We start from the raw sequence: 25,286 nt of genomic DNA on the forward strand, positions 1-25,286 counted from the left end.
GGGAGCGCCGGGACGAGGGCCGCCTCGGTGGGGGGTGCCGTGGCGGGGTTCGCCTCGGCCGGGGGTGCAGCTGCGGCAAAGTGGTCGGACGGCGTTGGGACCCGGCCGTCGTGCGGCGACGACGGGACGGGCAGGCCGAGTCCGGTCAGCAGCTCCCGGGCCGCGAGGTCGGCGGCCGTACGGCGGGCCAGCTCGGCCGGATCGTCGGCGTGGAGGTCGTCCACCCGCTCGCCCAGGCGCTCCTCGACGGTACCCAGCAGACGGTCCCGGGCCGCGGGGCTCAGGGTGTCGAAGCCACCGCGCAGGGCCGGCAGGCGGGCCAGGAACGCGGCGTCGTCCAGCTCGACGACCCGGTCCAGCAACGGGTCCAGGGCACCGGAACCGACGGTCAGAAGCGGGCCCGCGACCGTCAGGACGCCGGAGAGGCGGGCGGTGAGCGTGGCCCGGGAGGCGCTGTCCACGGCTCCGTCCACCCAGGAGGCGACGCGTTCCCCGAAGGCCCCGGCCACTTCGTGGCCGGCGAGCACCCTGACCGCTCCGGCGGCCGCGGCGATCAGCGGGGCGCCGTCGGCAGCCAGCCGGGCGAGGGCGTCGGTGAGCCGGATGCCACCCAACCGGTCGGCCCTCTGGGCCAGTTCGAGCAGGGCACGGGCGTCCTCCGGCTTCTCGGAGCCGGTCAGGCCCTCGACCTGGCGCACCGCGGCAGCGGTCAGCAGTTCCGCCGCGTGCGCGGTACGGGCGGCCCTGGTGGTGTCGGCGGCGGCCGGGGCCACCGCAGGGCCGTCGGACTGCCCGCCGGGAGCGTCGGACTGCTCTTCCGGCGAGCCGTCGGGCCGGTTGTCGGGGCCGTCGGGCTCGGTCAGGCCCGGCAGATGGCCCGCGTCGATGCGGTCCAGCAGGTCGAGCCCGGCGAGGAGTTCGGGAAGGGTGCCACTCGCGGGAAGCACGGCCGCGAGTTCGGCCAGCCGGTCGTCGGCAGGAGCGGGCAGCCCGCATGCGGCCGCCTCCGCGAGGCCGCGGACGACCTGGGCGGCCGTCGGGCCGCCCTCCGCGCGCTCGGCCGCGTGGCGCTGCCGCAACACACCTTCGGCCGCCTGGGCCGGGGTGACGCCACGGGCCCCGGCCGCGGTGAGCATCGCGGCCGTCGCCGGGGTCCACCGCACCCGCCAGCGTGTCGTCAGCCCTTCACCTCCCGCCGCACCCGTCACCTCCTGCTCCTGTGCATAGGGAATGCCGCACACCGTCAGCCTGCGCAGCAGCAGTTCGCGGCGACGGTCGAGCGCGGAGCGTGCCGGGTCGAGGCGGAGGTCCCGCGGTGCCTTCTCGTGCGCGTCCCCCGGCCCGGGGAGCGCGAGCGCCGCGGTCTCGGCCTCGACGGCGGGGCTCAGTCCGCTGCGCGGAGCGTCGGGTGCGGGCCGTCCGGTGCGGGCTCCGACGAGCACACGTTCGAGGGCCTGGGCGACGGCGCGGCCCGTGCCGTAGGTCTCGCCGCGCCCCAGCACCGTNAGGGGTGGCCCTGTTCGCGCAGGGCGGCGCAGAGGCGCACGGCGGTGCGGACCAGCGCCTCGTGCAGCGCCGCCGGGTCCCCGGCGGCCTCCAGGACGGTGTGCTGCCACTCCGGGTCCCGGATGCCGGCCGGGTAGCCGGAGCGGGAGTCGAGCAGCGGGTACGTGTACGGGATCAGGGAGACCGTGCACGCGGCAGCACCGTCGGCGTCCCCGACCGCGCTCGCCCCTGACCGCAACAGCGCCGGGGTGTGGAACGCACCCACCACCACGGCGGGCCGCCGGCCGTTCGCCAGGGCCTCCGCGACATGTCCGCGCATGCACGCCTCGCGTACCAGGTCCGTGCCGTGCACCACGCCCCGCGCCTCGGCCTCGTGACGCAGCGCCCAACCGGTGAGCAGGGCGGCCCGGCGGAGTGCCTCGGGTGTCGAGCCGGGCGCCTGGGCCTCCACCAGGCGGTCCCACAGGTCGTCGCCGTCCCGGCCGGTGAGCCGGGACCGGAGCGCGGCGGACAGCCCGTCCCCCTCCCCCGGCACGGGTGCGGAGACGGCGCCGGGAACCGGGGCGGGGGCTCCGTCGTGGCCCTCCGCCCACGCCCGGTCGGCCAGAGGCAGATCGCAGGCCACGGCCGGGACGCCGTTCCTCGCCGCCCAGCGCAGCGCGACCAGTTCGGGCGAGAAGTCCGCGAACGGGTAGAAGGCCGGGCCCCGTTCACCCGCCGGACCGGCTCCGGGTCCGTCGGCGGGCACGGCGGCCAGCGCCACCGGGGCCTCGGTCTCCTCGTGGGCGAGCCAGCCCAGCCAGGGCTGGAACTCGGCGGGCAGTTCGACGAGGAGGACGTCGGGGGCCGCCGCGTCCAGCAGCGCGGGCAGGGCCGCAGCCAACGAGGGCGCGTGGTGGCGCACCCCGATCAGGAACGGCTCCCCCGGACCGGCCGCCGCGAGGGCCTTCACCGCGGCTTCCGCGGTGGCCGGTCCGCCCGCCGGACCCCGCCTCGGAACCACGGGACCCGTGGGAGCACCGGCGGGCACGCCGGCGGCGGGCGGCGCCTCGGCGGAAGCCCCGGCCATGGTCGACTCGTTCATCCGTCAGCTCTCCAGCACCGAGCGCAGGTCCCACAGCGCACGCCAGGTGGCCGAACCCTGCTCCGCGCGCCTGCGCACCGGCCCGTCCCAGTACCCCAGCAGCCGTGCCGCGTCGGCGGGGTCGTCCTTGCGGACGACGCCGAGCAGATGGCCGGGCAGCAGGGAGAGCACGTCCCGGTCGCCGGGGAAATAGGCGGCGGCCAGGCCCAGGGAGCCCGCGACGGAGACGGCCTCCGCCGTGCTCATCACCGTGGAGGGGCGTTCGACCTCCCAGCCCTCCACGGAGCGGCCGTCGCGCAGGTCGCGGAAGGCGGTGACGAGGGCTTCGAGGACCGCGTCGTCCACCTGGTAGGCGGCGCCCACGCGTTCGACGGCCGCCCGCGACTGGCGCCGGACGAGCGCGGTCTCGGCGTCCACGTCGCCGATGGGGCCCACGGTCTCGAAGTTGAAGCGCCGCTTCAGCGCGGCGGACATCTCCGAGACGCCCTTGTCCCGGAGGTTGGCGGTGGCGATGAGGGTGAAGCCGGGGGCCGCGTGCACCTGGGCGCCGTCGCCGCCCGCCAGTTCGGGCACCGCGATCCGCCGGTCGGAGAGCAGCGACACGAGGGCGTCCTGGACCTCCGGCAGGCAGCGGGTGACCTCCTCGACGCGGGCGACGGCGCCCCGGGTCATGGCGGTGAGGACCGGGGACGGCACCAGTGCCTGTTCGGTGGGGCCCTGGGCGAGCAGCAGCGCGTAGTTCCAGCCGTACTTGAGCTGGTCCTCGGTGGTGCCCGCGGTGCCCTGCACGGTGAGCGCGCTGGTCCCGCAGACGGCCGCCGACAGCAGCTCGGAGAGCATGGACTTGGCGGTGCCGGGTTCGCCGACGAGGAGGAGCCCGCGTTCCCCGGCGAGGGTGACCACACACCGTTCGACCAGGGCGCGTTCGCCGACGAACTTCTGCTCGATCACCAGACGGCGCGGCACTCCGGCTGCGGGCCGGGCCCCCTTCGGCAGGCTCAGGGCGTCTCCCGCGCTGCCCATCACGAAGGTGACGACGGCACGGGGGGTGAGCAGCCAGCCGGGCGGTCGGGGGCCTGAGTCGTACGCGGCGAGGAAGGCCAGCTCGGTGGCGTACCGGTCCTCGGGCAGAGTGATCTGCCGTGGCTCCTGGCGGGGCGCCGACGCCTGGCCAGGGACACCTCCGGCAGTGCTGCCCGGCATGGTGCTGTCCGGGGTGGTCGTGGTGTCGTTCGTCATCGGCGGCGGCCCTTCCGAGTGGCGCGGGTGTTCAGTTCTTCGAAGGCGGGGGCGTCGCCGCCGCGGACCCGTGCCCAGGCCGCTGCGTACAGCATGGGCAGGGGGAGGTGGGGCAGGGTCCGGGCGGACCCCGCCACGGGGTACAGGCTTTCCTTCCAGGTCTCCAGCGGCAGCCCGGGGGCGCCGCGTTCGAGCCAGCCGCAGGGAAGGAACAGGGTGCGGCCCGCGCGGGAGCGCTTCGCCTCCACGACGAGGTCGGTGGCGGCGAGTTCCGCGCGGGCCTTCTTGATCCGGGCCGGCTTCCACTCGGTCCAGCGGGCGCAGTTGCGGTCCGTGGGGTCGGGCAGGGCGAGCAGCATCAAGTAGAGGGCGGCGGCGTCCGCGCTCAGCGCGAGGGTGGCGGCCGCCTCGGCCACCAGCTCCGGCACCGTGCGTGTCGGGTCCTGGGCCGGGTGGTGCGCGGGGCCGTCGGGGGCGCCCGCCGAAGCCAGGGCGTCGGTCTCCTCGCCCAGCAGGGCGCGCAGGGCGAGGAGGTCGCCGGTGCGGTGAGGGCCGACGGTGCCCTCGGCCAGGCCGAACGCCGGATCGTCGGGGCCCTCCAGGCCCGCCGGGCGGATCAGCAGCTTCTCGCTGTCGCCGTACCCGGGGGCGAGGAGCAGCGCCGTACCGGCCCGGACCAGACCGTCCGCCTCGGCACCGCCGGACTCGGGGAGTGCGTGGGCGGCGCGGATCGCGGTGCCGAGGGAGGTCCCCGACTCGGTCCAGTCCAGACCGAGGTCCAGCACCAGTCCCGGGTCGGCGAGGCGGTTGCGCAGGGCTGCGAGGCCGATGGGCAGGTGGGCCCGCAGGGGGTGTCCGTACGGCAGCGTGTAAGCGAGGGTGCGCAGGGCGGTCAGGGCGTTCGCGACCGCGCCGCGCGCGCTGACCCGGTGGAGGGCCGGGCGGGCGCTGCCGTCCGGTACGGGGGTGCCGTGGGCGAGCCAGTTGCGGGTGCCCGCGTTGAGGATCAGGTCGACGGAGGCGGCAGTGGCCCCGCTGAGGTCGAGGTCCAGTTCCTCGGGGACGCGGACGAGGGAGCCCAGGAGTTGACCCCAGGTCTCGGCGGCGGCCCGGACGTCGGGACCCGTGGACCACAGCTCGGCCGGGTCCGCGGGCAGCAGCGCCCGGACCACGGTGTGCAGTTCGTCGCGGGGCAGGGCGTCCAGCCGGTCCTGGGCCGTCTCGAAGGCGCGGGTCTTCGCGCCGAGGAGGGCCAGCGCCTCGGCGCCCGGCTCCTCGACGGCCGCCGACAGCAGCGCGGTGGCCTGGAGGGGGCCGATTCCGGTGGCCGTGTGGAACGCCTCGGCGGCTTCCGGACGCCAGGGCGCCGGGCCCTTGTCGCGTACCAGGGCGGTCAGCCGGGTGAGCCGGTCGCGGGCGATGCCCTGCCGGTAGACGTGCTCGCGGTCGAGGGTGAAGCCGGGGACGGGTCCGAAGGCTCCGGTCGGGTCGTGGTCCAGGGCGAGCCAGCGGGCCGCGTCGTCCCGGGAGTTGCGGCCGTGGTCGGCCAGGATCACGACGGTGCGGGGGCCCTTGCGCAGGACCTGGCCCAGACGGTGCACGGCCTCGGGGCGTCCGTTCCGCCCAGGGTCGGCCGTGTCGAGCGGTTCGACGAGCTCCACCCGCCGGACCGTGCCCGCCGGGTCGGCCAGCGGGCCCGCGGCGAGCGCTTCCAGCAGCACGAGGAGCCCGGCGCGGTGCTCGGCGGAGGTGGCCTCCGACGCGGACCGGTAGGCCAGTTCGGGCAGCTTGTCGAGGAGGGAGGTCCAGGTGACGGATACCCCGGGCACCGTGTACTCGTCGCGCTGCCAGCCCTCGACGGTGGTGAAGGGGACCTTCGACGGCGTGGGCGGGCCGAACGCCGGCTCACCGCCGAGGACGTGGTTGACGGCGAGGATCTGCCGGATCGCCGTCCACCGGCGGCCGGATCCCCACCAGGTGCCGCGCATCTGCTCGGGGCCCCAGGCGGTGGCTGCCCGCAGGGTCGTGTCGTCGCCGTGCTCGGGCTCGTGGTCGAAGAACATGCCCTGGGTGCGGGCGGTGTTCCGGGGCGTGGCCGGCTGCGCGGGGGCGGGCGGTTCCAGGTACTGGGCGACCGCGACGGCCCGGTCGACGGCGTTCCGCACGATCGCGGTGACGCCCGCGAGGAGGCGTACGTCGGACACCTCGGGCAGGATCCGGGCGACGGCCTCCTCGCTCATCTCCCGCGACGAGGGTCCGGTGTACTCCTCGACCGCCCGGAACGCCTTCAGGTGGCGGACGACCGCGGCGGCGACCTCGTCGAACAGCTCATGGGCCCGGGCGTCCGTCAGCGTCCGCAGGGCGGCGGAGCCTTGCTCGTCCCTCGGGCGCAGGGCGTGCCAGTAGACGGCGGGAGGCACGTAGGGGGTACCCGCCGCGTCGTTCCCGCCGGAGGAGTCGGTGCCGACGGACCACAGGCCTCCGCCGGTGCCGTCGGTGTCCGCGGGGTGCGCCTCGACGGACCGGTGGCGCAGGACCACGGCGGGCCGCGACCCGCCGGGCAGGGTGAGGGCGCCGAGCGGCACCGCGGTGGTGCCGTCGGGCAGCGGGTGGGGCAGGGTGACCGTGTGGCCGTCGGGGGTACCGGCGACGATCCGGCCCCCGTCCGCGGGGGCGGCCGTGCCGGGCTCGGTGGCGGTGCGGCGGACCCAGCGGCCGAGAACCGTGCCGTCCGTGCCGAACGGGGTGGTGTCCAGGCCGGGCTGGAGGGGCAGCACCTGGCAGTGCTCGGCGAGCAGGCGGGTGCCGTCCTGCACCCCGGAGCGGAGGAAGGCGGGGAGGGAGGCGCGGCCGTGCGTACCGCTGACCGGGTCGTACTCCAGCCACACCTGCTGGGTGCCCTGGTGGCCCTCCCGCCAGTGGCCGGTGCCGTCGGCGAGGACGGCGCGCTGGGGCGGGAGGGTGGTGTCGCCCGCGTTCAGGGCCTTGCCGCCGGTGGCGCTGCCGCCGCCGGGCAGCGGTACGGAGACCTCGTCGGTGAGCGTGGGGCGGCCCCAGCGGGGGACCTGCTCGCCGGCGACCGTGAAGACCTCGGCGGGGCGGTGCGACCAGTAGCCGTGCTGCTTGCCGTCCTCCCACCAGATCACCAGCAACTCGCCGTCGACGAAACGGAAGGCGGGTGTCCGCCACTGATCGGTGGTGGGGGGCAGCCGCAGGGTGTGCCGCAGCAGAACGCCTTCCGGGCCGACGACGACGGCCCGCTCCGGCGTGCTCAGGATCAGCGCGGGCCAGGCGCCGGTGACGCCGACGTTCTGCGACCGGTTGTTCCCCCGCCGCGATGCGGTGGCGGCCTCGGCGGCCAGCTCGGTGTACGTCTCGTCGAGCGCGGGCCAGCCCAGTTCGTCGAGGACGCCCGTGCGCAGGGTGGAGACGAGCAGGGGCACGACGTCGTGCTCTTCGAGCAGGCGCGCGGCCTCCGGGGCGACGTCCCCGACGACGGCGCGGAACGGCGAGAGCTTGTTGAGGGCGGTGCGCAGCCCGGGGAGCCCTCGCGCGGCGGTGTACTCCTCGGCGCAGCCGGTCAGCCACTCGCGCAGGAGCACGGAGAGCACCGGGTGCGCGGCCACCTTCGCCATCCCGGCGTCGCTCAGCCGCTGGCCGCGCCGGTCGCCGAGGCCGCCGACGTTCCGGCGCAGGAGGTCGCGGAAGCCGGGGTGTGCGGCGACGGCGGCGAGATCCCGCTGCCCGGGTTCGTCGGCGGCGAGCCACTGTCCCAGCGCGAAGCCGTTCGACCGCCCGTGGCCACGGCCCGTGTCCTCGTCGTGCGGCTCGGCCACGGGGACGCCGGAGGCCAGGCAGAGGTCGAGGAGGTCCAGGTCGGCCGTGGGCTGCCAGCGGCCCTGGAACAGTTCGACGGGGCGTCCGTCGGCGCGCAGCCGGTCCGTCATCCGGGCGGTGAGGTCCAGGGTGCGGGGGCTGCGGCCCGAGGTGGCCCGGTTGCGGCGTCGGTACGCCTCCCAGCGGGCGAGCCAGTCCGCCGGGGAGACGGCCGCGTCCGCGGAGTCGGCGGAGGCCGGGTCTGCTGCCGGGAGTGAGGTCAGCAGTTCCTCCGCGCCGGACTCGGCCAGCAGGGCGAGCCAGCCGGATTCGCCGTCCCTGTCGCGCCCGTTCTCGCTGAAGGTCTCGGGGAAGAAGCCGAGGAGCCGGGCGCGTACGGAGGCGTCCGCCCGGGCGAGGGCGGTGAGCGCGGAGCCGTAGGTCTCCCAGAAGGAGGCGGGAGCGCGGACGACTCCGGGAGAGCCGATCAGGTCGGCCACCAGCTCGCGTTCGGCGCTCTCGCGGTCCAGTCCGGCGGCCTTGACCAGGGTGCGTACGTCCTGCGGCAGCGCCGCGTACGGCGGCATCCCGGCGGCGCAGCGCTCGACCAGCAGGCGGCGGAACTGCGCCCAGGCGTCGGCCGGCGCGAGCCGGGCCACCAGGTCGCGCACGTACTGGCGCAGGGCCTTGACGGTCAGTGCGCCGGCGAGGGCGAACTCCAGGAAGACGGCGCGCTGCCGGTCCTCGTCCACGACCAGGCCGTGGACCCGCTCGGCCTCGCGGGCCTTGCCGAAGAAGGAGGCGGCGTAGGTGGCGTTCTCGGCCTGGAGGAAGAGTCGGGCCACCTGCTCGTAGTAGGTGGGGAGGAAGTGCGGCACGGCACGGCCGAGGCGGGTGCCGAGTTCGTCGAAGCCCTCCTTGGCGGCACCGGCGCGGGTCTTGGCCTGCCGGCCGAGACGCTCGATGTCCTTGACCAGGGCGAGGGCGTGGTGCCCGTTGGCCGGGTCGTTGACCAGGGCCCAGGCGGGGAAGCCCAGCGTCTCGCGGCGGACCTGCCCGACGACGGGGGCCTCGGTGGTCCGGGCCAGCCCCAGGAACTCCAGGGCCAGGTCCTCGGCCTCGCCGAGCGTGCCCGGGACGAGCCGGACCACGGGGCGGTCCCCGAGGGCGGTGTGCGTGTAGGTGCGGGCGGTCAGCGTGTCGGCGTCGTCCCGTTCGGTGGTCCCGGCCGGGAGGATCGCTCCCGCGTCCAGCAGGCTCGCCGCGCGGGCCTCGGCGGCGAGGGCGGCGGCGCTGCGGCCCCGGTTCTGGGCGGGAAGGGCCGTCGAGCCCGGTGCCGCCGTGTTCGCTTCGGTGTTCGCCGTGTTGCTCATGCCGCCCGCTCCTCGTCCTCCACGTCGCGTCCGGCGTAGAGCGCCGCCGCCATGCGCATGCCCTCGGACCACGCGACGGGGCCGACCTCGGCCGCCGTCAGCGCGCGCCCCGAGGCGTCGGTCCAGCCCAGGGGGCCCGTCTCGGTGTCGTACGCGTCGTATCCGTCGTGCTCGCCGATCCAGATGCGCGCCTCGACGCCGACGCCGTCCTCGACGACCGGGCAGACCGCGTAGCCGCCGCGCGACCGGTACCCGAGCTGGGTGACGCGGCCGTGCAGGAAGCGCAGTTCCTTGAAGACGCCGCCGGCGTAGGTGTCCACGGAGGTGGTGTCCGGGGCGAGGCCGGCCGGGCGGTGCCACACCTCGCGGAACAGCTGCTCGACGTTCTGGCGGACTTCCAGTTCGACCGCGAACTCCCGCAGTTCGTCGAGGTCCTCCAGGAGGACGGGGTGAGGCACATGGACGGTGTCCGGGGTGATGCGGACCGTGTCGCCGTCCAGGTCGACGAGGCCGAGGCCGCGCTCGGGATCGACGTCGCGCAGGAACCCGGCGACCCCGCCGTCCGCGCCGGTGACCACGACGTCCCGCAGGGCCGCCTGCCACGCCGGATCGGGCCAGACCCGGGCGAGCACGGCGGTGGGAACGGGCAGCGAACGCACCATCCACTGCTCGACGTCGCTCAGGCACCGCTGCTCGTGGCGCTCCAGCCACTCGGTCAGCTGCCGGAGACCGACGACCGCCGGATCGTCCTTCAATTTCGCCGGAACGGACTTCAGCCGTCGGCCCTTCCCGTTGCGGCAGACCACCTTGCCCGCCTCCAGAGCGACTTCGTAGTCGCCCGCCGGAACCCACCCCATGCGCTGTTCTCCCCGTCGTGCCGGACAGCCGCCGCCGTGGCGGCATGCTGATGAATCCCGTCGACGGCAACGCACCGTGACGATTGGGAGAGACTCTAGGCGGCCCCAGTGACAATGCGTCCGGAGCCCCGGGTCAGCGCAGTCGTCCGTGGGGACGGGTCCGGGGGGTGCCCGTTCGTACGGGCACCCCCCGGGGGTGGTTCAGCCGTGATCACCCGAGGGCGATCGAACGGTGGTGGAACGCGGCGTCAGAGCGTGCGGGCCGCGGAGGCGATGGCGGAGGCGAAGGTCGAGACCTCGGCGTAGACGCCCGGGTAGCCGGGCCGGGCGCAGCCGTAACCCCAGCTGACGATGCCGACCTGGACCCACTCGTTGGCGTTGTCCCGGCGGAACATCGGGCCGCCGGAGTCGCCCTGGCAGGTGTCGACGCCACCGGTGTCGGGGTATCCGGCGCAGATCTCCTCGTTGGCCACGAGCTCGTTGCCGTAGGCGGAGCGGCAGGCGGCGTCGGAGACGAACGGGACGTTGGCCTTGAGCAGGTAGCGCTGCTGGCTGCCGCCCTCGCGGTTGGCGCCCCAGCCGGCGACGGTGAACGTGCCCTGGTTGTACGCGGTGGTGGTGGCGATCTTCAGCGTGGGCTGGTTGATGGGCTGGGCGAGCTTGATGAGCGCCCAGTCCTTGCCGGTGCCGTTGTAGCCGGGGGCCCGGAGGACCTTGGTGGAGCGGACCTTGATCGCGCTGGACGACTGGAGGTCGACGACGCCCCCGGTGGCGGTGATCGAGGTGTTGTTGCCCGATCCGCTCACGCAGTGGGCGGCGGTGAGGACGATGTCCTTGGCGTACAGGGCGCCGCCGCAGCCCATGGAGAGCCGGACCATGAAGGGGAACTCGCCCTGGGCGGCGCGGGTTCCGCCGACAACGGGGTTGGGGGCTGCCGAGGCCGTGACGGGCTGGAGGCCGACGACGGCGATGGCGACGGTGGCGACGACGACGGAACATCTCTTGAGGGCACGCAGGAGTTGCTTCACGGACCGCCTTCTTTCGTGGGGGGCTGCTGGGGGAACCACGACACGGGCGCGTTCCCGATCTGGTCATGCACCCGTCAAAGCGATCCGATTGTCAGGAACAGGAAACCCTCACCGCAAGGCACACTTTTCGGCCAAACAGTCGCGCGCGAGACTCGTTCAGGCGTCGGCCTGGAGGCGCAGCCCCGCCAGGGTCAGATCCAGTGCGGCTCGGAACCCGCACCTCGATGGGCACCGCGCTCAACGACACCGCGCAGGAGGTCGGCACCAGCGTCGGCACCGCCGCGGTCGGCACGCTGATCGCCGCGCTGGTCACCACCCGGCTTCCGGCCGGCGTGTGGAGCAGCGGCCTCGTCGCCTCCTTCCACGGCGAGCGGATCGCCTACGCCGTACTCGCCGTCGGCGTGATCGCGACGGTCGGCGCGCTGAGCCTCACGGACTCCCGCAGTGTGGAGGAGGCAACACCCGCGGAGGCCACCACCCCCTACGACACCACCTGACCCTTGCCGAGGGCGATCACGCCGTTGCGCGAGACGGTGTAGAGCTCGCGGTCCCGTTCGGGGTTGACGCCTATCGTCGCCCCGGGCGGGACGTCGACGTTCTTGTCGAGGATCGCGTTGCGCACCACCGCTCCCCTGCCGACGCGCACACCGTGGTGCAGCACGGAGCCCTGGACCACCGCGCCCTGCTCGACGATCACACCGGGCGAGAGCACGGACCCGGTGACCTGGCCACGGATCACGCAGCCCGGGCTGACGATCGACTCGCCGGCGATGCCTCCGGAGACGAAACGGGCCGGGGCCTGGTGGCTCGCGTGGGTGTACATGGGCCAGCGTTGGTTGTAGAGGCTGAACAGCGGCTGCTCGGAGATGAGGTCCATGTGGGCCTCGTAGTAGCTGTCCAGAGAACCCACGTCCCGCCAGTACCCGCGCTCGCGCTGGGTCTCGCCCGGTACGTGGTTGTCGTCGAAGTCGTAGACGTGCGCGGCCCCGCGCTCGGTGAGCATGGGCAGGATGGATCCGCCCATGTCGTGGACGGAGTTCTCGTCCTCGGCGTCCTGATGGAGGGCGTCGACGAGAACCTTCGTGGAGAAGAGGTAGTTGCCCATCGAGGCGAAGACCTTGGCCGGGTCGTCGGGCAGGCCGGGCGGATCGGAGGGCTTCTCCAGGAAGCGTTTCACGCGTGAGCCGTCGGAGGCCGGGCTGATGACGCCGAAGGCGGAGGCTTCCGCACGGGGCACCTTGATACCGGCGACAGTGACGCCGGCGCCGCTCTCGATGTGCCGCTCCAGCATCTGGCGTGCGTCCATGCGGTAGACGTGGTCGGCTCCGAACACGGCTATGTAGTCCGGTTGTTCGTCGTGGACGAGGTTGAGCGACTGCAGGATGGCGTCCGCGCTGCCGAGGTACCAGCGCGGGCCGAGGCGCTGCTGGGCCGGGACGGGCGTGACGTAGTTGCCGAGCAGACTGGACATCCGCCAGGTGGTGGTCACATGGCGGTCGAGCGAGTGGGACTTGTACTGGGTGAGGACGCAGATCCTCATGATGTCGGCGTTGACGAGGTTCGACAGGACGAAGTCGACCAGCCGGTACGTTCCGCCGAAGGTCACCGCGGGTTTCGCCCGGTCGGCCGTCAGCGGCATCAGCCGTTTGCCCTCGCCTCCCGCAAGGACGATCCCGAGCACCGAAGGTCCAGCGCGCATGGCCACTCCCCCCCTGAAACACCGAACCGTTTCCGGCTACACCTTTTTGACGATCTCCTCGTACACCTCGAGCGTCCGCCGGGCGACCCTGTCCCAGCCGAACTCGCGCACCGCACGTTCGCGGCCCTCTTCCCCCATCCGCTGCGCCGCCGGGCGGTCGGCGAGCACCTGGTTGATCGCTTCGGCGAGATCAGCCTCGAACCGGGCCGGCTCGTCGGCGTCGTACGGTACGAGCAGTCCCGTACCGCCGTCGGAGACGACCTCGGGGATGCCTCCGACCGCGGAGGCGACCACCGGGGTGCCGCAGGCCATCGCTTCGAGATTGACGATGCCCAGCGGCTCGTACACGGAAGGGCAGACGAACACGGCGGCCATGCTGAGGAGTTGGATGACGTCGCGCCGCGGAAGCATGTCCGGGATCCAGTGGACCCCGTCGCGCGAACTCTCCAGTTCGCCGACGAGTTCGCGGAACTCGGCTTCGATCTCCGGAGTGTCGGGCGCGCCCGCGCACAGCACCAACTGCGCCGAGGCATCGAGCCGGTGGGCTGCGCGCAGCAGGTGCGGGACGCCCTTCTGGCGCGTGATGCGGCCGACGAACAGGACGAAGGGGCGGTCCGGGTCGACACCCAGCCGGCGCAGTACGTCGACTCCGGGAGCGGGCCGGTACAGGTGGGTGTCGATGCCGTTGTGGACGACCCTGACCCGGTCGGGATCCACCTGCGGGTAGCAGCCGAGGATATCGGCGCGCATTCCGTGCGAGACGGCGATCACCGCGTCGGCGGACTCCACGGCGGTGCGCTCGGCCCAGCTGGACAACGCATAGCCACCGCCGAGCTGTTCGGCCTTCCAGGGCCGCAGAGGCTCCAGCGAGTGGGCGGCCATCACATGGGGGATGCCGTACAGCAGTCCGGCGAGGTGGCCCGCGAGGTTGGCGTACCAGGTGTGCGAGTGCACGAGGTCGCGGCCTTCGAGCGCGGCGGCGATGGACAGGTCCACGGAGAAGGCGCGCAACGCGTCGTTGGCGCCGTCCAGCTCCCGGCCGGGCCGGTGCCGGATCACCCCCGCCGAGGCCCCCTCACCCCAGGAATGGACCTGCAGATCGGTGAGCGCGCGTAACTCCTTCGCCAGGAACTCGACATGGACACCGGCGCCGCCGTAGACCTCCGGCGGGTACTCCCGGCTCAGCAGTCCCACCTTCACGTCTGTCCCCCTCGGGTCGTCGATGAAGTACTGCCCCTGATGGCCACTCACATGCCTCCGCAGGAAAAGCGGTCCAGCTGTGGAACGTGATGCGCAGACACCGCGCGTTGAGTGATCTCGCCCGCCGGGAAGGGCGTGTCGCCCAATCGCTCGCTCCGTCCTGTCGGGTCGTCGAGAATCCGCTTCCGCCCGCCTGCCCGACCTGTCGAGCATCACGAAGGACTCCGTGGATCACTCCGATCTGCGCGCCCAGGCTCCCTCGCTCGCGGTAAGCATGGCCGCCGAAGATCACGGCCCGGGCATCCAGCTGTACCAGACGCGTCACCGCGCGGGAATCGTGGCGAGCTGAGGCATCACGCCTGGCTCAGCCGTCCTCGAACTCGGCTGCGGTCGAGGCGACATGACGGCAGCCCTCGCAGATGCAGTGGGACCCACCGGGCATGTGGTGGCCACCGAAGTGACCGAACCCTCCTATGGGTCACCTGTCACCTCGGAGCATCGGCAGCCCGGCTCTCAGCCGGCCCTCTGTGGTTCACCGAATGGACTTGACCCCTGCGTCCGACGACCAACTGGCGCACCTTCTCGCCGTGCTGATCCAGGAGCAGATCGAGGCCGCAAGGTCGCACGGCCAGGGCAACGTTCGCACGCTCTTCTCCCGCGAGGTGCTGCTGCGGCTCCCGCTGGAGCCCGGCTGGACCGCAGACGGGTGGCGACCGGTCGACACCGAAGACCTGCAGGATGGCGACCGGGACATCGCCGCCTGCCAGGCCCTGACCGCAACGCGGGAGCGTATGGCCGCGCTGCCCGAGCCGCTGCGACAGCCCGTCCTGAGCGGGACAGACGTTCTCCAGGCCGTCGCCAAGCCGCGCGGCAACCGCTCGCTCCCCGCGTACACGGTCGCCGCGCACTGAGTACCCCTCAAGGGTCGCTGCTCCGCGGCAGCGCCTACCCTCGCAACGTCTCCAGCAGCCGCAACCACACCTCGCTGATCGTCGGGTACGCCGGAACCGCGTGCCACAGGCGGGCGATGGGGACCTCCCCCGCGACCGCGACCGTCGCCGAATGGAGGAGTTCGCCGATGCCCGGGCCGACGAAGGTGACGCCGAGCAGGATCTCGCGGTCCAGGTCCACGATCATCCGGGCGCGGCCCCGGTAGCCGTCGGCGTAGAGGCCGGAGCCGGCGACGGAGGCGAGGTCGTAGTCGACGGCGCGGACCCGGTGGCCGGCGCGTTCGGCCTCGGCGAGGGTCAGGCCGACGGACGCGGCCTCGGGGTCGGTGAAGACGACCTGGGGGACGGCCGCGTGGTCGGCGGTGGCCGCGTGGGGGCCCCAGGGGGCGGTGTCCAGGGGGGTCCCCCCGGCGCGGGCGGCGATCGCCGCGCCCGCGATCCGGGCCTGGTACTTGCCCTGGTGGGTCAGCAGGGCGCGGTGGTTGACGTCCCCGACCGCGTACAGCCAGTCCGTGCCCTCGACGAGGCAGCTGTCGTCCACGGTGAGCCAGGAGCCGGGTTCGAGGCCGACGGTCTCCAGGCCCAGGCCGTCCGTGCGCGGGGCCCTGCCGGTGGCGAAGAGGATCTCGTCGGCCTCGATGCGGTCGCCGGCGTCCAGCTCCACGGTGACCGGTCCGTCGGGGGCGGGGCGGTGCACGGCCGTGACGGAGACGCCCGTACGGATCGTGGCCCCGGCCTCGGTGAGCGCGTCGGCGATCAGCTCGCCCGCGAAGGGCTCCATCTTCGGGAGCAGTCCGCCACCCCGGATCAGCAGGGTCACCTCGGAGCCCAGCGCCTGCCAGACGGTGGCCATCTCCACGCCCACGACTCCCCCGCCGACGATCACGAGCCGGGCGGGGGCCTCCTTGGCGCTGGTGGCCTCGCGGCTGGTCCAGGGGCGGGCCTCCTCGATGCCGGGGAGGGCGGGCACGACGGCCCGGGTGCCGGTGCAGACGGCGACGGCGTGCCGGGCGGTGAACCGGTGCTCCGTGCCGTCGGGGGTGGTGACGGTGACCTCCCGGGGGCCGGTGAGCCGGCCCGTACCGCGGACCACGTCCGCTCCGACGCTCTCCAGCCAGGCGACCTGGCCGTCGTCCTTCCAGTGGCTCGTCTCCTCGTCCCGGTGGGCGAGGACGGCCCCCACGTCCAGGGGGCCCTGCACGGCGGCGCTCAGTCCAGGCACCCGGCGGGCGTCGGCCCGGGCGACGACGGGGCGCAGCAGCGCCTTGCTCGGCATGCAGGCCCAGTAGGAGCATTCGCCGCCGACCAGTTCGGATTCCACCACCGCCGTGGTGAGCCCGGCGGCGCGGGCCCGGTCCGCCACGTTCTCGCCCACGGGCCCCGCGCCGATGACCACTACGTCGTAGGACGAGCCTTCGGAGATCTTGCCTGCGTCAGTCATGGGAACAGTCTCCTCGTGGGTGTGCGCACCGGCCACATGGGCAGGCGGAATAGCGCAAGTGCAGTCACCGTTGTGCCGGACAGGACCGACAGGACCCCACGGGCACAGGAAGAGGTATCCCCAGCATGAGCACCGTCGAGCTCACCAAGGAAAACTTCGATCAGGTCGTCAGCGACAACGAATTCGTCCTGATCGACTTCTGGGCTTCCTGGTGTGGCCCCTGCCGACAGTTCGCGCCGGTCTACGACTCGGCCTCCGAACGCCACCCGGACCTGGTCTTCGCCAAGGTCGACACCGAGGCGCAGCAGGAGCTCGCGGCGGCCTTCGATATCCGCTCCATCCCGACGCTGATGATCGTCCGGGACAACGTCGCGGTCTTCGCGCAGCCCGGCGCGCTGCCCGAGGCAGCGCTGGAGGACGTCATCGGACAGGCCCGGAATCTGGACATGGACGAGGTCCGCAAGTCGGTCGAGGAGCAGAAGCGGGCGGCCGAGGCGGGGCAGGGGCAGGGGCAGCCCGAGGCTCAGTAGCCGCCCGGCCGGCGCTCGCCCTCGGCTTCGGCGACGCGGACCGACATGCCGTAGTCGAGTTCCTCGCCGTCGATGAGCACGGCCTCCACCGTCCGGGTCTCCGGATCGACGTCGGCCTCCATGCCCTCGCCGGCGTATCGGGGGTAGCCCGAGGCCCCCGTCTCGCCGGTGGCGGCGACGACCGCGGACCGGATCGGCCGGCCGGGGGCTCCGGACCGTGTCCGGCTGTGGTCGGGGATCAGGAGCAGCTCGTAATTCTGCGGATGGCTCATGCCTCCGACGCTAGACATGCGCCGCGCGCCGCGCATGTCTGGCGTTGGAGGCTCTCAGCTGGATTCCCGGTGAACGGCGCTGGTGCGGAGCAGGTCGTGGTGGACCGGTGGCCCGCCCGGGTGGTGGACCATGCGGTCGATCGTCTCCGCCAGCGGCTGCGGCATGGCCAGCTCCATCCGGACGGTGCTCAGCCGGGGGCGCAGCAGCCTGCCGATGAGGGAGTCGTCCGCGCCGATCACCGCCGTGTCGGCGGGCACGTCCACTCCGGCGTCCTGGAGGGCCCGCATCATCAGCATGGCGTACTCGTCGTTGTACGCGAACACCGCGTCGAGTCCCAGTTCCGACCAGCGGGCGGCCAGCAGCTGCGCTGACTCCTCCTCGTACCGCAGCGGCAGCGGGCAGATGCGGGCCGCCGCGGCTTCTGCGGCGCGCAGGGCGCCGGCGAGGCGGGTTTCGGAGAATGACTCGCGGCACGGCTCCTGGGGCATGACCACGCCGATGTGGCGGCGGCCGCGGGCCAGCAGGTGTTCCACGGCGCACTCCCCGACCCGGCGTTGGTCCATGACCAGGCCGTGCCCGCCTTGGCGCCGGAGCGGGTCAGGATGCCCGTGCCGTGCGGTGTGAGGGCGATACCCGGCGGTACGACGACGGCGACCGGCCGCAGTTCGGCCCAGGCCGTGGCCGCTTCGTCGGCGGTGAGACCGACGCTGCCGTACTGGACGACGGTGTAGTCCAGTCGGCGCAGCCCCGACTGGAGTTCTTCGAAGAAGTACTGGTGCAGCGGGCCCCCGGGTATGTGGCCGGAGGGCAGCAGGACCATGCGGCTGTGTCCGGCGCGCAGGCTGCGGGCTGCCGCGTGCGGCACGTAACCCAGTTGGAGGGCGGCCTCCCTGACGCGGCGTCGGGTGGGATCACTGATCCGGACGGTGGCGTTGTTGTTCAGCACGTACGAGACGGTGGCCCGGGACACTCCGGCGAGGCGGGCCACATCGGCGCTGGTCGGGACGGAGACTTCGGCGGGCTGCTTGGGTAACTGGCTCATGGCGTCGGGCAGTCTTCCAGACCCGTGGGAGTGGGTTTCGGCCCGGGGCCCGCAGGTCCGGTCACGGTGGCCGGATCACCGCCCCGACGTTCCCGTCCGCCGCCCCCCTCCCGGGATCCGGGGCCAGGGGTTCTACGGTGTGGTGATGACGTTCCACGACAGCGCCTACCGTTCCGACAACCCCATTGACGTGCCCGGCAGCAGCGGGCCGACCGCCACGGTGCAGGCCGACCCCACCGAGGTGGGTTCCGTGCGCACCTCCTACGCCCCCGATCGCGACGGCGATCCCGACCCCCCGTCCAGCTCGCTCGCCGTCCAGCTCTCCAGCAAGCAGCACGACCGGGACCACGAGTGGGTGGCACTGGGCGCGGGCCCCTGGGACAGCTCGGGGCGGCCGTCCTGGGCCGATCTGGACCGGGTGCTGCGGGTCCACGAGGACGGGATGCGCCGCGAGGCGTGCGCGCTGGACCTGGAGCGATTCGACCGGGTCGTCGGACGGCTGCGCGAGCGGTACGGCTGGAGCTGAGCGCCCTGGGGCGGGCTCCGGGTCAGGCGAAGGTCCGGGTGAAGGCGGCCCGGACGGCGGAGTCGGGGTTCCGGTCGAGGATCCCGAAGACGATCTGCTCGAAGTGGCCGCCGAACCGGCCTCCCTCGCCGATCAGCGCCCGGAACACCTCCGCCACCTGCCCCGGATCGTTCTGGAAGACTCCGCAGCCCCAGGCGCCCAGGACGAGCCTGCGGTAGCCGCGTACGGCCGCGACCTCAAGGACCCGTTCGGCGCGGGAGGCCAGGGCGGCCGGGACTCGGTGGGCGTCCTCGGGGGTCTGCCGCCGGATCACTCCGGCGTTCGGCGCGGGCGAGGTGAGGAATCCCGCCGTGTACGGGGCGTCCAGGAAGCGGCCCCGGTCGTCGCGGAAGACCGGCACACCGGGCGAGTGGATCACCCGGTCGGTGTAGAAGGCGCTGCGCTCCGCACGGTGGTGCGCGTAGTACTCGGGGGCCCGCAGGANCTGGGCCTGGGCGCCGTTGAGGTAGCCGCCGCCGGGGTTGCGGGCCGAGGCGTAGTTCAGGACGGCGACCCGGCCGGGGGCCTCGCCGGTCATCCGGCGGGCCGCGGCGAGGCTGCTCTCGGCGGTGACCTCGATGTGGGGGGTGCGGTCGGTGTCCAGAGCGGCCACGGGCACCGGATCGGGTCCGTAGAGCCGGGTGCCGGAGCGTGCGGCGGCCACCGCTCGTTCGATGGACACGTCCTGACCTGCTGCGTTGCGATACCGTCCGGCCTCGACGACTGCTTCCGTCTCGCGCGCGATCCCGCGCAGCCGCGCGCTCACCGGCGCTCCCCCGTGTGGTGCATACGGGGCATGCTGACGGGGAACCCGGCCTGGGCGCAATCGGATTTTCCTGGCTCGGGGGCACCCTTGTGCGATCTCCGGGTACGGGTTTGGCTGGTAGGCAGGCAGCTGAGAAGGAGGCCCTCATGGCCTTGGACATTCCCGGCGCGACCGGCTCGCGCCCGGACGCCACCCCGCTGCGCCCGGACGTGACCGGGAGCGTCCGGACGTCCCGGTCGGCCAGGAGCGGCTGGACAGCGCCTTCGAGGCGGTCCGCGCGCTGCCCCTGAGCGCCGCGCTGACGTTCGAGCCGGGCGGGCAGCTGGAGCTCAGTTCGCAGCCGGCCGGTTCGCTGATGGAGTGCGTCGCGACGACCGCGGCCGATCTGGCGGCGGTCCGTGCCTCGCTCGGCGCGGCGGGGCTCGCGCCGGTGGGGCTCGGCGTCGATCCGTGGCAGACCGCGCACCGCAGACTGCGGGAGCCGCGTTACGAGGCGATGGAGGCCGCGCTGGACCGCTCGGGGCCGGCCGGGCGGGCGATGACGGGCGAGGAGGAGCCGGGGCCTCTGGGGTACGGACGGCGCTGGCAGCTCGCGCATCTGCTGGGCGCGGTGCTGGTGGCGGCGTTCGCGAATTCGCCGTTCCAGCACGGCCGCCGGACCGGCTGGTCCTCCACCCGGCAGTCGCTGTGGGCCGACCTCGACCCGGGCCGGACGCTCGCCCCGGGCACCGGGCGCGCGCCTCGCGAGGCCTGGGCCGCCCATGTCCTGGACACGACCGTGCTGTGCATCCGGTGCGAGAGCGGCCCGTGGGACGTCCCCGAGGGGCTCACCTTCCGCGAGTGGATCCGCACCGGGTCGCCCCGGCCGCCGGTGCAGGCCGATCTCGACTACCACCTCACCACGCTGTTCCCGCCGGTCCGGCCGCGCGGCCATCTCGAACTGCGCATGATCGACGCGCAGAGCGGGACCGACGGGTGGCTGGTGCCGCTGGCCGTCGCCACGGCCCTGTTCGACGACCCGGAGGCCGCCGAGACGGTGTACCGGGCCGTGAAGCCGCTGGCCGAGACGGCGGGCGCGTCTGCCGCCCCGCGCAATCCGCTCTGGACCGCCGCCGCCCGCGAGGGTCTCGCCGATCCGGAGTTGCGGGCCGTGGCCATGACCTGCTTCGGGGCGGCGCTTCCGGCGCTGGAGCGGATGGGCGCGAGTGATGCCGTGCGCGACACGGTGGCCGCCTTCACCGACCGCTATGTCGCCCGGGGCCGGTGTCCGGCCGACGATCTGCCGGAGCCGGACGACCTCACCGATCCGAGCCTGCTGACCGACCGGAAGGCGGCCTCCGCATGAGCGAGCACCGTGGATACGAAGAGCACCACGAAGGGGCCGAGCCGCGTGAGCTGTCCGACGCGTTCGATCCCACCCAGGTCTCCGGCCCCGCAGCCGCCGGTTTCCCCTTCGCGTCCGGCGTCGATCCGGAGGTCCTGCGGCGGCGCGCCCTGGATGCGCTGCTGGCCGCGCGCGACCGCACCACGCTGCTCACCGACAGTGTGGACGACGGCGAACTGACTGCCCAGCACTCCCCGTTGATGTCGCCGCTGGTCTGGGACCTGGCGCACATCGGCAACCAGGAGGAGCAGTGGCTGCTGCGCGCCGTCGGCGGCCGGGAGGCGCTGCGTCCGGAGATCGACGGGCTGTACAACGCCTTCGAGCACGCGCGCGCCTCGCGCCCCTCGCTGCCGCTGCTGGCCCCCGCCGAGGCCCGGACGTACGCCTCAGACGTACGGGGACGGGCGCTCGAGCTGCTGGAGGGCACGCCTCTGCACGAGGGCGGGGGGCCGTTGGAGCGGGCCGGGTTCGCCTTCGGGATGATCGCCCAGCACGAACAGCAGCACGACGAGACCATGCTGATCACCCATCAGCTGCGGGCGGGACCGGCGGCACTCACCGCGCCCGCGCCTCCCACTCCTCCCGAGCCCGTCGGCAGGGAGGTGATCCCGAGCGAAGTCCTCATCCCCGAGGGCCCGTTCACGATGGGGACCTCCGCCGAACCGTGGGCTCTGGACAACGAACGCCCCGCGCACCGGCGCGACGTGGCGGCGTTCCACCTGGACGCCTCCCCGGTCACCTGTGGCGCGTACCTCCGCTTCATCGAGGACGACGGGTACGGGGACGAGCGCTGGTGGGCGCCCGAGGGCTGGGCCATGGTCCGTGAACACGGCTTGTCCGCACCGCTGTTCTGGCGGCGGGACGCGGGCCAGTGGCTGCGCCGCCGGTTCGGGGTGACCGAGCCCGTGCCGTACGACGAACCGGTGCTGCACGTCAGCTGGTACGAGGCGGACGCGTACGCCCGCTGGGCGGGGCGGCGGCTTCCCACGGAGGCCGAGTGGGAGAAGGCCGCCCGGCACGACCCCGTGTCCGGCCGGTCGCGGCGCTATCCGTGGGGCGACGAGGATCCGACGCCGGAGCGGGCCAATCTGGGGCAGCGCCATCTGCGTCCGGCGCGGGCCGGGGCGTATCCGCTGGGCCGGTCGCCCTTCGGGGCGGGGCAGTTGATCGGCGATGTGTGGGAGTGGACCGCCAGTGACTTCCTGCCCTATCCGGGGTTCGTGGCGTTTCCCTACCGCGAGTATTCGGAAGTGTTCTTCGGTCCGGGGCACAAGGTGCTGCGCGGCGGGTCGTTCGCCGTGGACCAGGTCGCCTGCCGGGGCACCTTCCGCAACTGGGACCTTCCGGTGCGGCGGCAGATCTTCGCCGGTTTCCGCACGGCGAGGGATGCCTGATGTGTCGCCATATCGCCTATGTGGGCGAGCCGGTGACGCTGGGCGAGGTGCTCGTGCGGCCGCCGCACTCCTTGGTGCGGCAGTCCTGGGAGCCGCGCCGCCAGCGCTACGGCACGGTCAACGCGGACGGTTTCGGCGTCGGCTGGTACGCGGAGGGGGACCCGGCACCCGGACGCTACCGCCGCCAGGGCCCCTGGCCCGCGTCGCTCGCGGGCGCGGCCGCCGCCCTGCCCGCCGAGAAGCTCCTGTCGCTGGCCGCCCGGAACGACTCGGCGCTGGTCTGGGCGCTGATCCGGCACCGTACCGACGCCGGGGACGATGTGCCGCGTGCCGTCGCGGAGACGGTCCGCGAGGTCGCGGCCGCCGCGCCCGGTTCCCGGCTGAATCTGCTGCTCACCGACGGCGCCACCATCACGGCGACCGCCTGGGGCGACACCCTCTGGTACCTCACGGAGCCGGGCCGCCGCACCGCGGTCGCCTCGGAGCCGTACGACGACGACCCGCTCTGGCGCGAGGTCCCCGACCGCACCCTGCTGGTCGCGACCGCATCGGACGTCCTGCTCACCCCGCTCAAGGAGCCCCCCGCGTGAGTCCTTATTCGCTGACCCGCACCCTCCCGGTCGACGCGACGGACGCGGCGCTGCGCGCCGATGTCCTCAGCGGCCTGACCCGGCATCCCAAGACGCTGCCGCCGAAGTGGTTCTACGACGCCCGCGGACCCGGCTGCCGGAGTACTACCCGACCCGCGCGGAGCGGGAGATCCTGCAGACACGGGCCGACGAGATCGCCGCCGCTTCGGGGGCCAGGACCGTGATCGAGCTGGGCTCGGGGTCGTCCGAGAAGACCCGCCATCTCCTGGAGGTCCTCCCCGAGTTGCACTCCTACGTCCCGGTGGACGTGAGCGAGAGCGCGCTGACGGGGGCGGCCGAGTCGCTGCTCGCCGAGCACCCCGGTCTGTCCGTCCACGCGCTGATCGCGGATTTCACCACCGGCCTTGTCCTGCCGGGGACGCCGGGACCCCGGCTGGTGGTGTTCCTGGGCGGCACGATCGGCAATCTGCTGCCCGAGGAGCGCGCCACGTTCCTGCGGTCGGTTCGCGCGCTGCTCTCCCCCGGTGACGCGCTGCTGCTGGGCACGGACCTGGTCAAGGAGGAGGAGACGTTGGTGGCCGCGTACGACGACGCGGCCGGGGTGACGGCTGCCTTCAACAAGAACGTCCTGAACGTCGTCAACCGCGAGTTGGGGGCCGATTTTCCGCTCGACGGCTTCGATCACCGTGCGGTGTGGAATCCGGAACAACGGTGGATCGAGATGCGGCTGCGGGCCCGACGGGCCCTGAGCGTCAAGATCCGGGAGCTGGACCTCGTGGTGCCGTTCGAGGCCGGTGAGGAGCTGCGTACGGAGGTGTCTGCGAAGTTCCGGCAGGAGGACGTCCGTGAGGAGCTGGCCGCCGCCGGGATGCGGCTGGCTCAGTGGTGGACGGACTCGGCGGGCCGGTTCGCCCTGTCGCTGGCCACGGCGGTCTGACCGGACCGGCCGGTCCGGCGGGGCTCTTCGGGGCCGAGGACGGCCGTTCGCGCCCTGCGGGCCAGGGCGCGGCGGCCGTCCTCGCTGTCTGCCGGGATCGGCGCGAGCACGTCGATGTGGGCGGTGAGCCCGGCCGCCCGCACCACCCGCCACAGGGAGGCGGCGAGCGGGTCGGCCCCGACGAACGCGACGGCGCCCGCGCCCGGACCCGACCAGTGGTCGGCGGTGCGGTGTGCCGAGGCGCGATAGGAGATGCGGACCGGCCGGACCGTCCCCCGGGCGTCGATCGCCGCCTGGAACACGGCGGGCCGGAACGCGCCGCCGCCTCCCCGTCCGCACCAGGTGCTGCCCTCGGGGAACACCACGACCCGGGAGCCGGAGCGCAGAGCCGTCGCGATGGTCCGTACGGCGGCGGGCAGCGCGCGCAGCCGGTCGCGGTCGATGAACAGGGTGCCGCCGAGCGCGGCGAGGGACCCCAGGAGCGGCCAGCACCGGATCTCGCGTTTGGCGACCATCCGGCCGGGCAGTACGGACGCGACCAGCGGTATGTCGAGCCAGGAGATGTGGTTGGCGACGACCAGTTCGCCGCCGTTTGGGCCGCGGTCCGTCGCGTGCCGGACCAGGACGCGTACGCCGAAGGCTCGCGGAACGGCACGCGCCCAGCGCCGGGTCAGCCGGCGCCGCGGTCCGGCCCCGAGCAGCCGGACCAGCGGGACGCAGGCCACTCCCAGCAGGACCAGGGCACAGCCGGACAGCAGAAGGAGCGCGGCGGGCAGCGGAGCGCGTACGGCCCCGGTGTGCCGGGCGCAGCCGTCCGGGGTGCACGGGGCGGCGGGCAGCCAGCCGCTCATCGCAGCGGGGCCAGGGAGAGGAAGTGGCGCAGGTAGCGCGGGTCGGTCCGGCGCAGCGAGAGCAGGACGTACAGGTCGGCGACGTTGAAGTCGGGGTCGTACGCCGGGGCTCCGCAGACCTGGGCGCCGAGCCGGAGGTAACCGCGCAGCAGGGGCGGGAGGTCGGCCCGGGAGCCGGCTTCCGGGCCGTGCGCGGAGGAGTCCCAGAGGCGGTGCGGGGTGACCCAGTACTCCTGGGGCGCGAGGTGTCCCGCGCGTACGGTGTTCCAGCTGCGGGCGGCCGACGCGCCGCCGTCGGCCAGCGGGAGGGAGCAGCAGCCCGCGATCCAGGTGTGGCCGCTGCGCTCCATGTAGCGGGCGAGTCCGGCCCAGACGAGGGCGATGACGGCGCCGTCGCGGTGGGCGGGGTGGACGCAGGAGCGGCCGACCTCGACGAGGTCGTCGCGGATCGGGGCGAGCCTGCTGAGGTCGAACTCGCTCTCCGCGTAGAGGCGTCCGGCTATGCGGGCCCGTTCCGGCGGCAGCAGCCGGTAGGTGGCGACGACGTCCCCGGTGGCGGTCTCCCGGACCAGCAGGTGGTCGCAGTACGCGTCGAAGGCGTCGCTGTCCAGGCCGGGTTCGGGCCCTTCCAGCCGGGCTCCGAGCTCCCCGGCGAACACCAGGTGGCGCAGTCGCTGGGCCGCGCGTACGTCTTCCTGGGAGGTGGCGAGGGAGACCCGGTAGGCCGGTTCCGGAGCGGCGGCGGGCTCGGGGGCGGGGGT

Annotated in this window: 16 protein-coding genes and 5 pseudogenes; 8 read left to right on the top strand and 13 right to left on the bottom strand. The window is 73.7% G+C overall.

Features of this window, described 5'->3' with window-relative positions:
* The 5 genes and pseudogenes from D3105_RS24795 to D3105_RS24815 form a co-directional block, all read right to left on the bottom strand.
* Positions 1–2,590 (bottom strand): annotated as a pseudogene (locus D3105_RS24795) (DUF5682 family protein); the annotation flags it as partial.
* A gap of 3 nt (positions 2,591–2,593) precedes the next feature.
* Positions 2,594–3,829: an ATP-binding protein gene (locus tag D3105_RS24800; protein WP_118905257.1), complete on the bottom strand. Its 1,236-nt coding sequence runs from the start codon at positions 3,827–3,829 to the stop codon at positions 2,594–2,596.
* Positions 3,826–9,018, bottom strand: coding sequence for a hypothetical protein (locus D3105_RS24805; RefSeq protein WP_118905258.1), 5,193 nt, complete (start codon positions 9,016–9,018; stop codon positions 3,826–3,828). The genes D3105_RS24800 and D3105_RS24805 overlap by 4 nt, the downstream gene beginning before the upstream one ends.
* Positions 9,015–9,875, bottom strand: coding sequence for a DUF4132 domain-containing protein (locus D3105_RS24810; RefSeq protein WP_118905259.1), 861 nt, complete (start codon positions 9,873–9,875; stop codon positions 9,015–9,017). Before D3105_RS24810 ends, D3105_RS24805 begins: the two co-directional genes overlap by 4 nt.
* Positions 9,876–10,123: 248 nt before the next feature.
* Entirely contained in the window at positions 10,124–10,903 is a 780-nt protein-coding gene (locus D3105_RS24815) for a S1 family peptidase (RefSeq protein WP_118905260.1), read from the bottom strand.
* A gap of 215 nt (positions 10,904–11,118) precedes the next feature.
* Between D3105_RS24815 and D3105_RS24820 the strand changes: the two are divergent.
* A pseudogene (locus tag D3105_RS24820) lies at positions 11,119–11,400 on the top strand (MFS transporter); the annotation flags it as partial.
* Here the strand turns inward: D3105_RS24820 and glgC are convergent.
* Entirely contained in the window at positions 11,385–12,602 is a 1,218-nt protein-coding gene (gene glgC / locus D3105_RS24825) for a glucose-1-phosphate adenylyltransferase (RefSeq protein ID WP_118905261.1), read from the bottom strand. The pseudogene D3105_RS24820 and the gene glgC overlap by 16 nt on opposite strands.
* Before the next feature lie 36 nt (positions 12,603–12,638).
* A complete protein-coding gene (gene glgA / locus D3105_RS24830; protein WP_118905262.1) occupies positions 12,639–13,802 on the bottom strand; it encodes a glycogen synthase in 1,164 nt (387 codons plus the stop codon).
* A gap of 539 nt (positions 13,803–14,341) precedes the next feature.
* Between glgA and D3105_RS35475 the strand changes: the two genes are divergently transcribed.
* Complete coding sequence (locus tag D3105_RS35475) at positions 14,342–14,713, top strand: hypothetical protein (RefSeq protein ID WP_240647007.1); 372 nt, start codon at positions 14,342–14,344, stop codon at positions 14,711–14,713.
* 34 nt (positions 14,714–14,747) lie between these two features.
* Here D3105_RS35475 and D3105_RS24840 read toward each other — a convergent pair whose 3' ends face one another.
* Entirely contained in the window at positions 14,748–16,193 is a 1,446-nt protein-coding gene (locus D3105_RS24840) for a dihydrolipoyl dehydrogenase family protein (RefSeq protein ID WP_118905263.1), read from the bottom strand.
* 125 nt (positions 16,194–16,318) lie between these two features.
* Here D3105_RS24840 and trxA point away from each other — a divergent pair, with 125 nt between their 5' ends.
* Positions 16,319–16,723: a thioredoxin gene (trxA, locus tag D3105_RS24845; protein ID WP_118905264.1), complete on the top strand. Its 405-nt coding sequence runs from the start codon at positions 16,319–16,321 to the stop codon at positions 16,721–16,723.
* Here trxA and D3105_RS24850 read toward each other — a convergent pair.
* Complete coding sequence (locus D3105_RS24850) at positions 16,717–16,995, bottom strand: hypothetical protein (protein ID WP_118905265.1); 279 nt, start codon at positions 16,993–16,995, stop codon at positions 16,717–16,719. The genes trxA and D3105_RS24850 overlap by 7 nt on opposite strands.
* A gap of 54 nt (positions 16,996–17,049) precedes the next feature.
* Positions 17,050–18,038 (bottom strand): annotated as a pseudogene (locus D3105_RS24855) (LacI family DNA-binding transcriptional regulator).
* Between the two features lie 145 nt (positions 18,039–18,183).
* Between D3105_RS24855 and D3105_RS24860 the strand changes: the two are divergent.
* Positions 18,184–18,564: a type II toxin-antitoxin system PemK/MazF family toxin gene (locus D3105_RS24860; RefSeq protein WP_118905266.1), complete on the top strand. Its 381-nt coding sequence runs from the start codon at positions 18,184–18,186 to the stop codon at positions 18,562–18,564.
* Between the two features lie 22 nt (positions 18,565–18,586).
* Here D3105_RS24860 and D3105_RS24865 read toward each other — a convergent pair whose 3' ends face one another.
* Complete coding sequence (locus D3105_RS24865; protein ID WP_118905267.1) at positions 18,587–19,369, bottom strand: TIGR02452 family protein; 783 nt, start codon at positions 19,367–19,369, stop codon at positions 18,587–18,589.
* A 146-nt stretch (positions 19,370–19,515) separates the two neighbouring features.
* On the opposite strand from D3105_RS24865, the pseudogene D3105_RS24870 reads away from it, so the two are divergent.
* The 4 genes and pseudogenes from D3105_RS24870 to egtD all read left to right on the top strand — a co-directional run bounded on the left by D3105_RS24870 (position 19,516) and on the right by egtD (position 23,674).
* Positions 19,516–20,714 (top strand): annotated as a pseudogene (locus D3105_RS24870) (glutamate-cysteine ligase family protein).
* On the top strand, positions 20,711–22,147 hold the full coding sequence (gene egtB / locus D3105_RS24875) for an ergothioneine biosynthesis protein EgtB (RefSeq protein ID WP_206272882.1): 1,437 nt from the start codon (positions 20,711–20,713) through the stop codon (positions 22,145–22,147). The pseudogene D3105_RS24870 and the gene egtB overlap by 4 nt, the downstream one beginning before the upstream one ends.
* Positions 22,147–22,737, top strand: coding sequence for a class II glutamine amidotransferase (locus D3105_RS24880; protein WP_118905268.1), 591 nt, complete (start codon positions 22,147–22,149; stop codon positions 22,735–22,737). Before egtB ends, D3105_RS24880 begins: the two co-directional genes overlap by 1 nt.
* Positions 22,734–23,674: pseudogene (gene egtD / locus D3105_RS24885) on the top strand (L-histidine N(alpha)-methyltransferase). The gene D3105_RS24880 and the pseudogene egtD overlap by 4 nt, the downstream one beginning before the upstream one ends.
* Here the strand turns inward: egtD and D3105_RS24890 are convergent.
* Both D3105_RS24890 and D3105_RS24895 read right to left on the bottom strand, forming a co-directional pair.
* Positions 23,617–24,525 carry a lysophospholipid acyltransferase family protein gene (locus tag D3105_RS24890; RefSeq protein ID WP_118905269.1) on the bottom strand — a complete coding sequence of 303 codons (909 nt, stop codon included), beginning with the start codon at positions 24,523–24,525 and terminating at the stop codon, positions 23,617–23,619. The pseudogene egtD and the gene D3105_RS24890 overlap by 58 nt on opposite strands.
* A partial coding sequence (locus tag D3105_RS24895) for a GNAT family N-acetyltransferase (RefSeq protein ID WP_118905270.1) occupies positions 24,522–25,286 on the bottom strand: 765 nt, incomplete at its 5' end. The genes D3105_RS24895 and D3105_RS24890, both read right to left, overlap by 4 nt.

Source organism: Streptomyces globisporus, assembly GCF_003501885.1.
Taxonomy (GTDB): Bacteria; Actinomycetota; Actinomycetes; order Streptomycetales; family Streptomycetaceae; genus Streptomyces; species Streptomyces globisporus_D.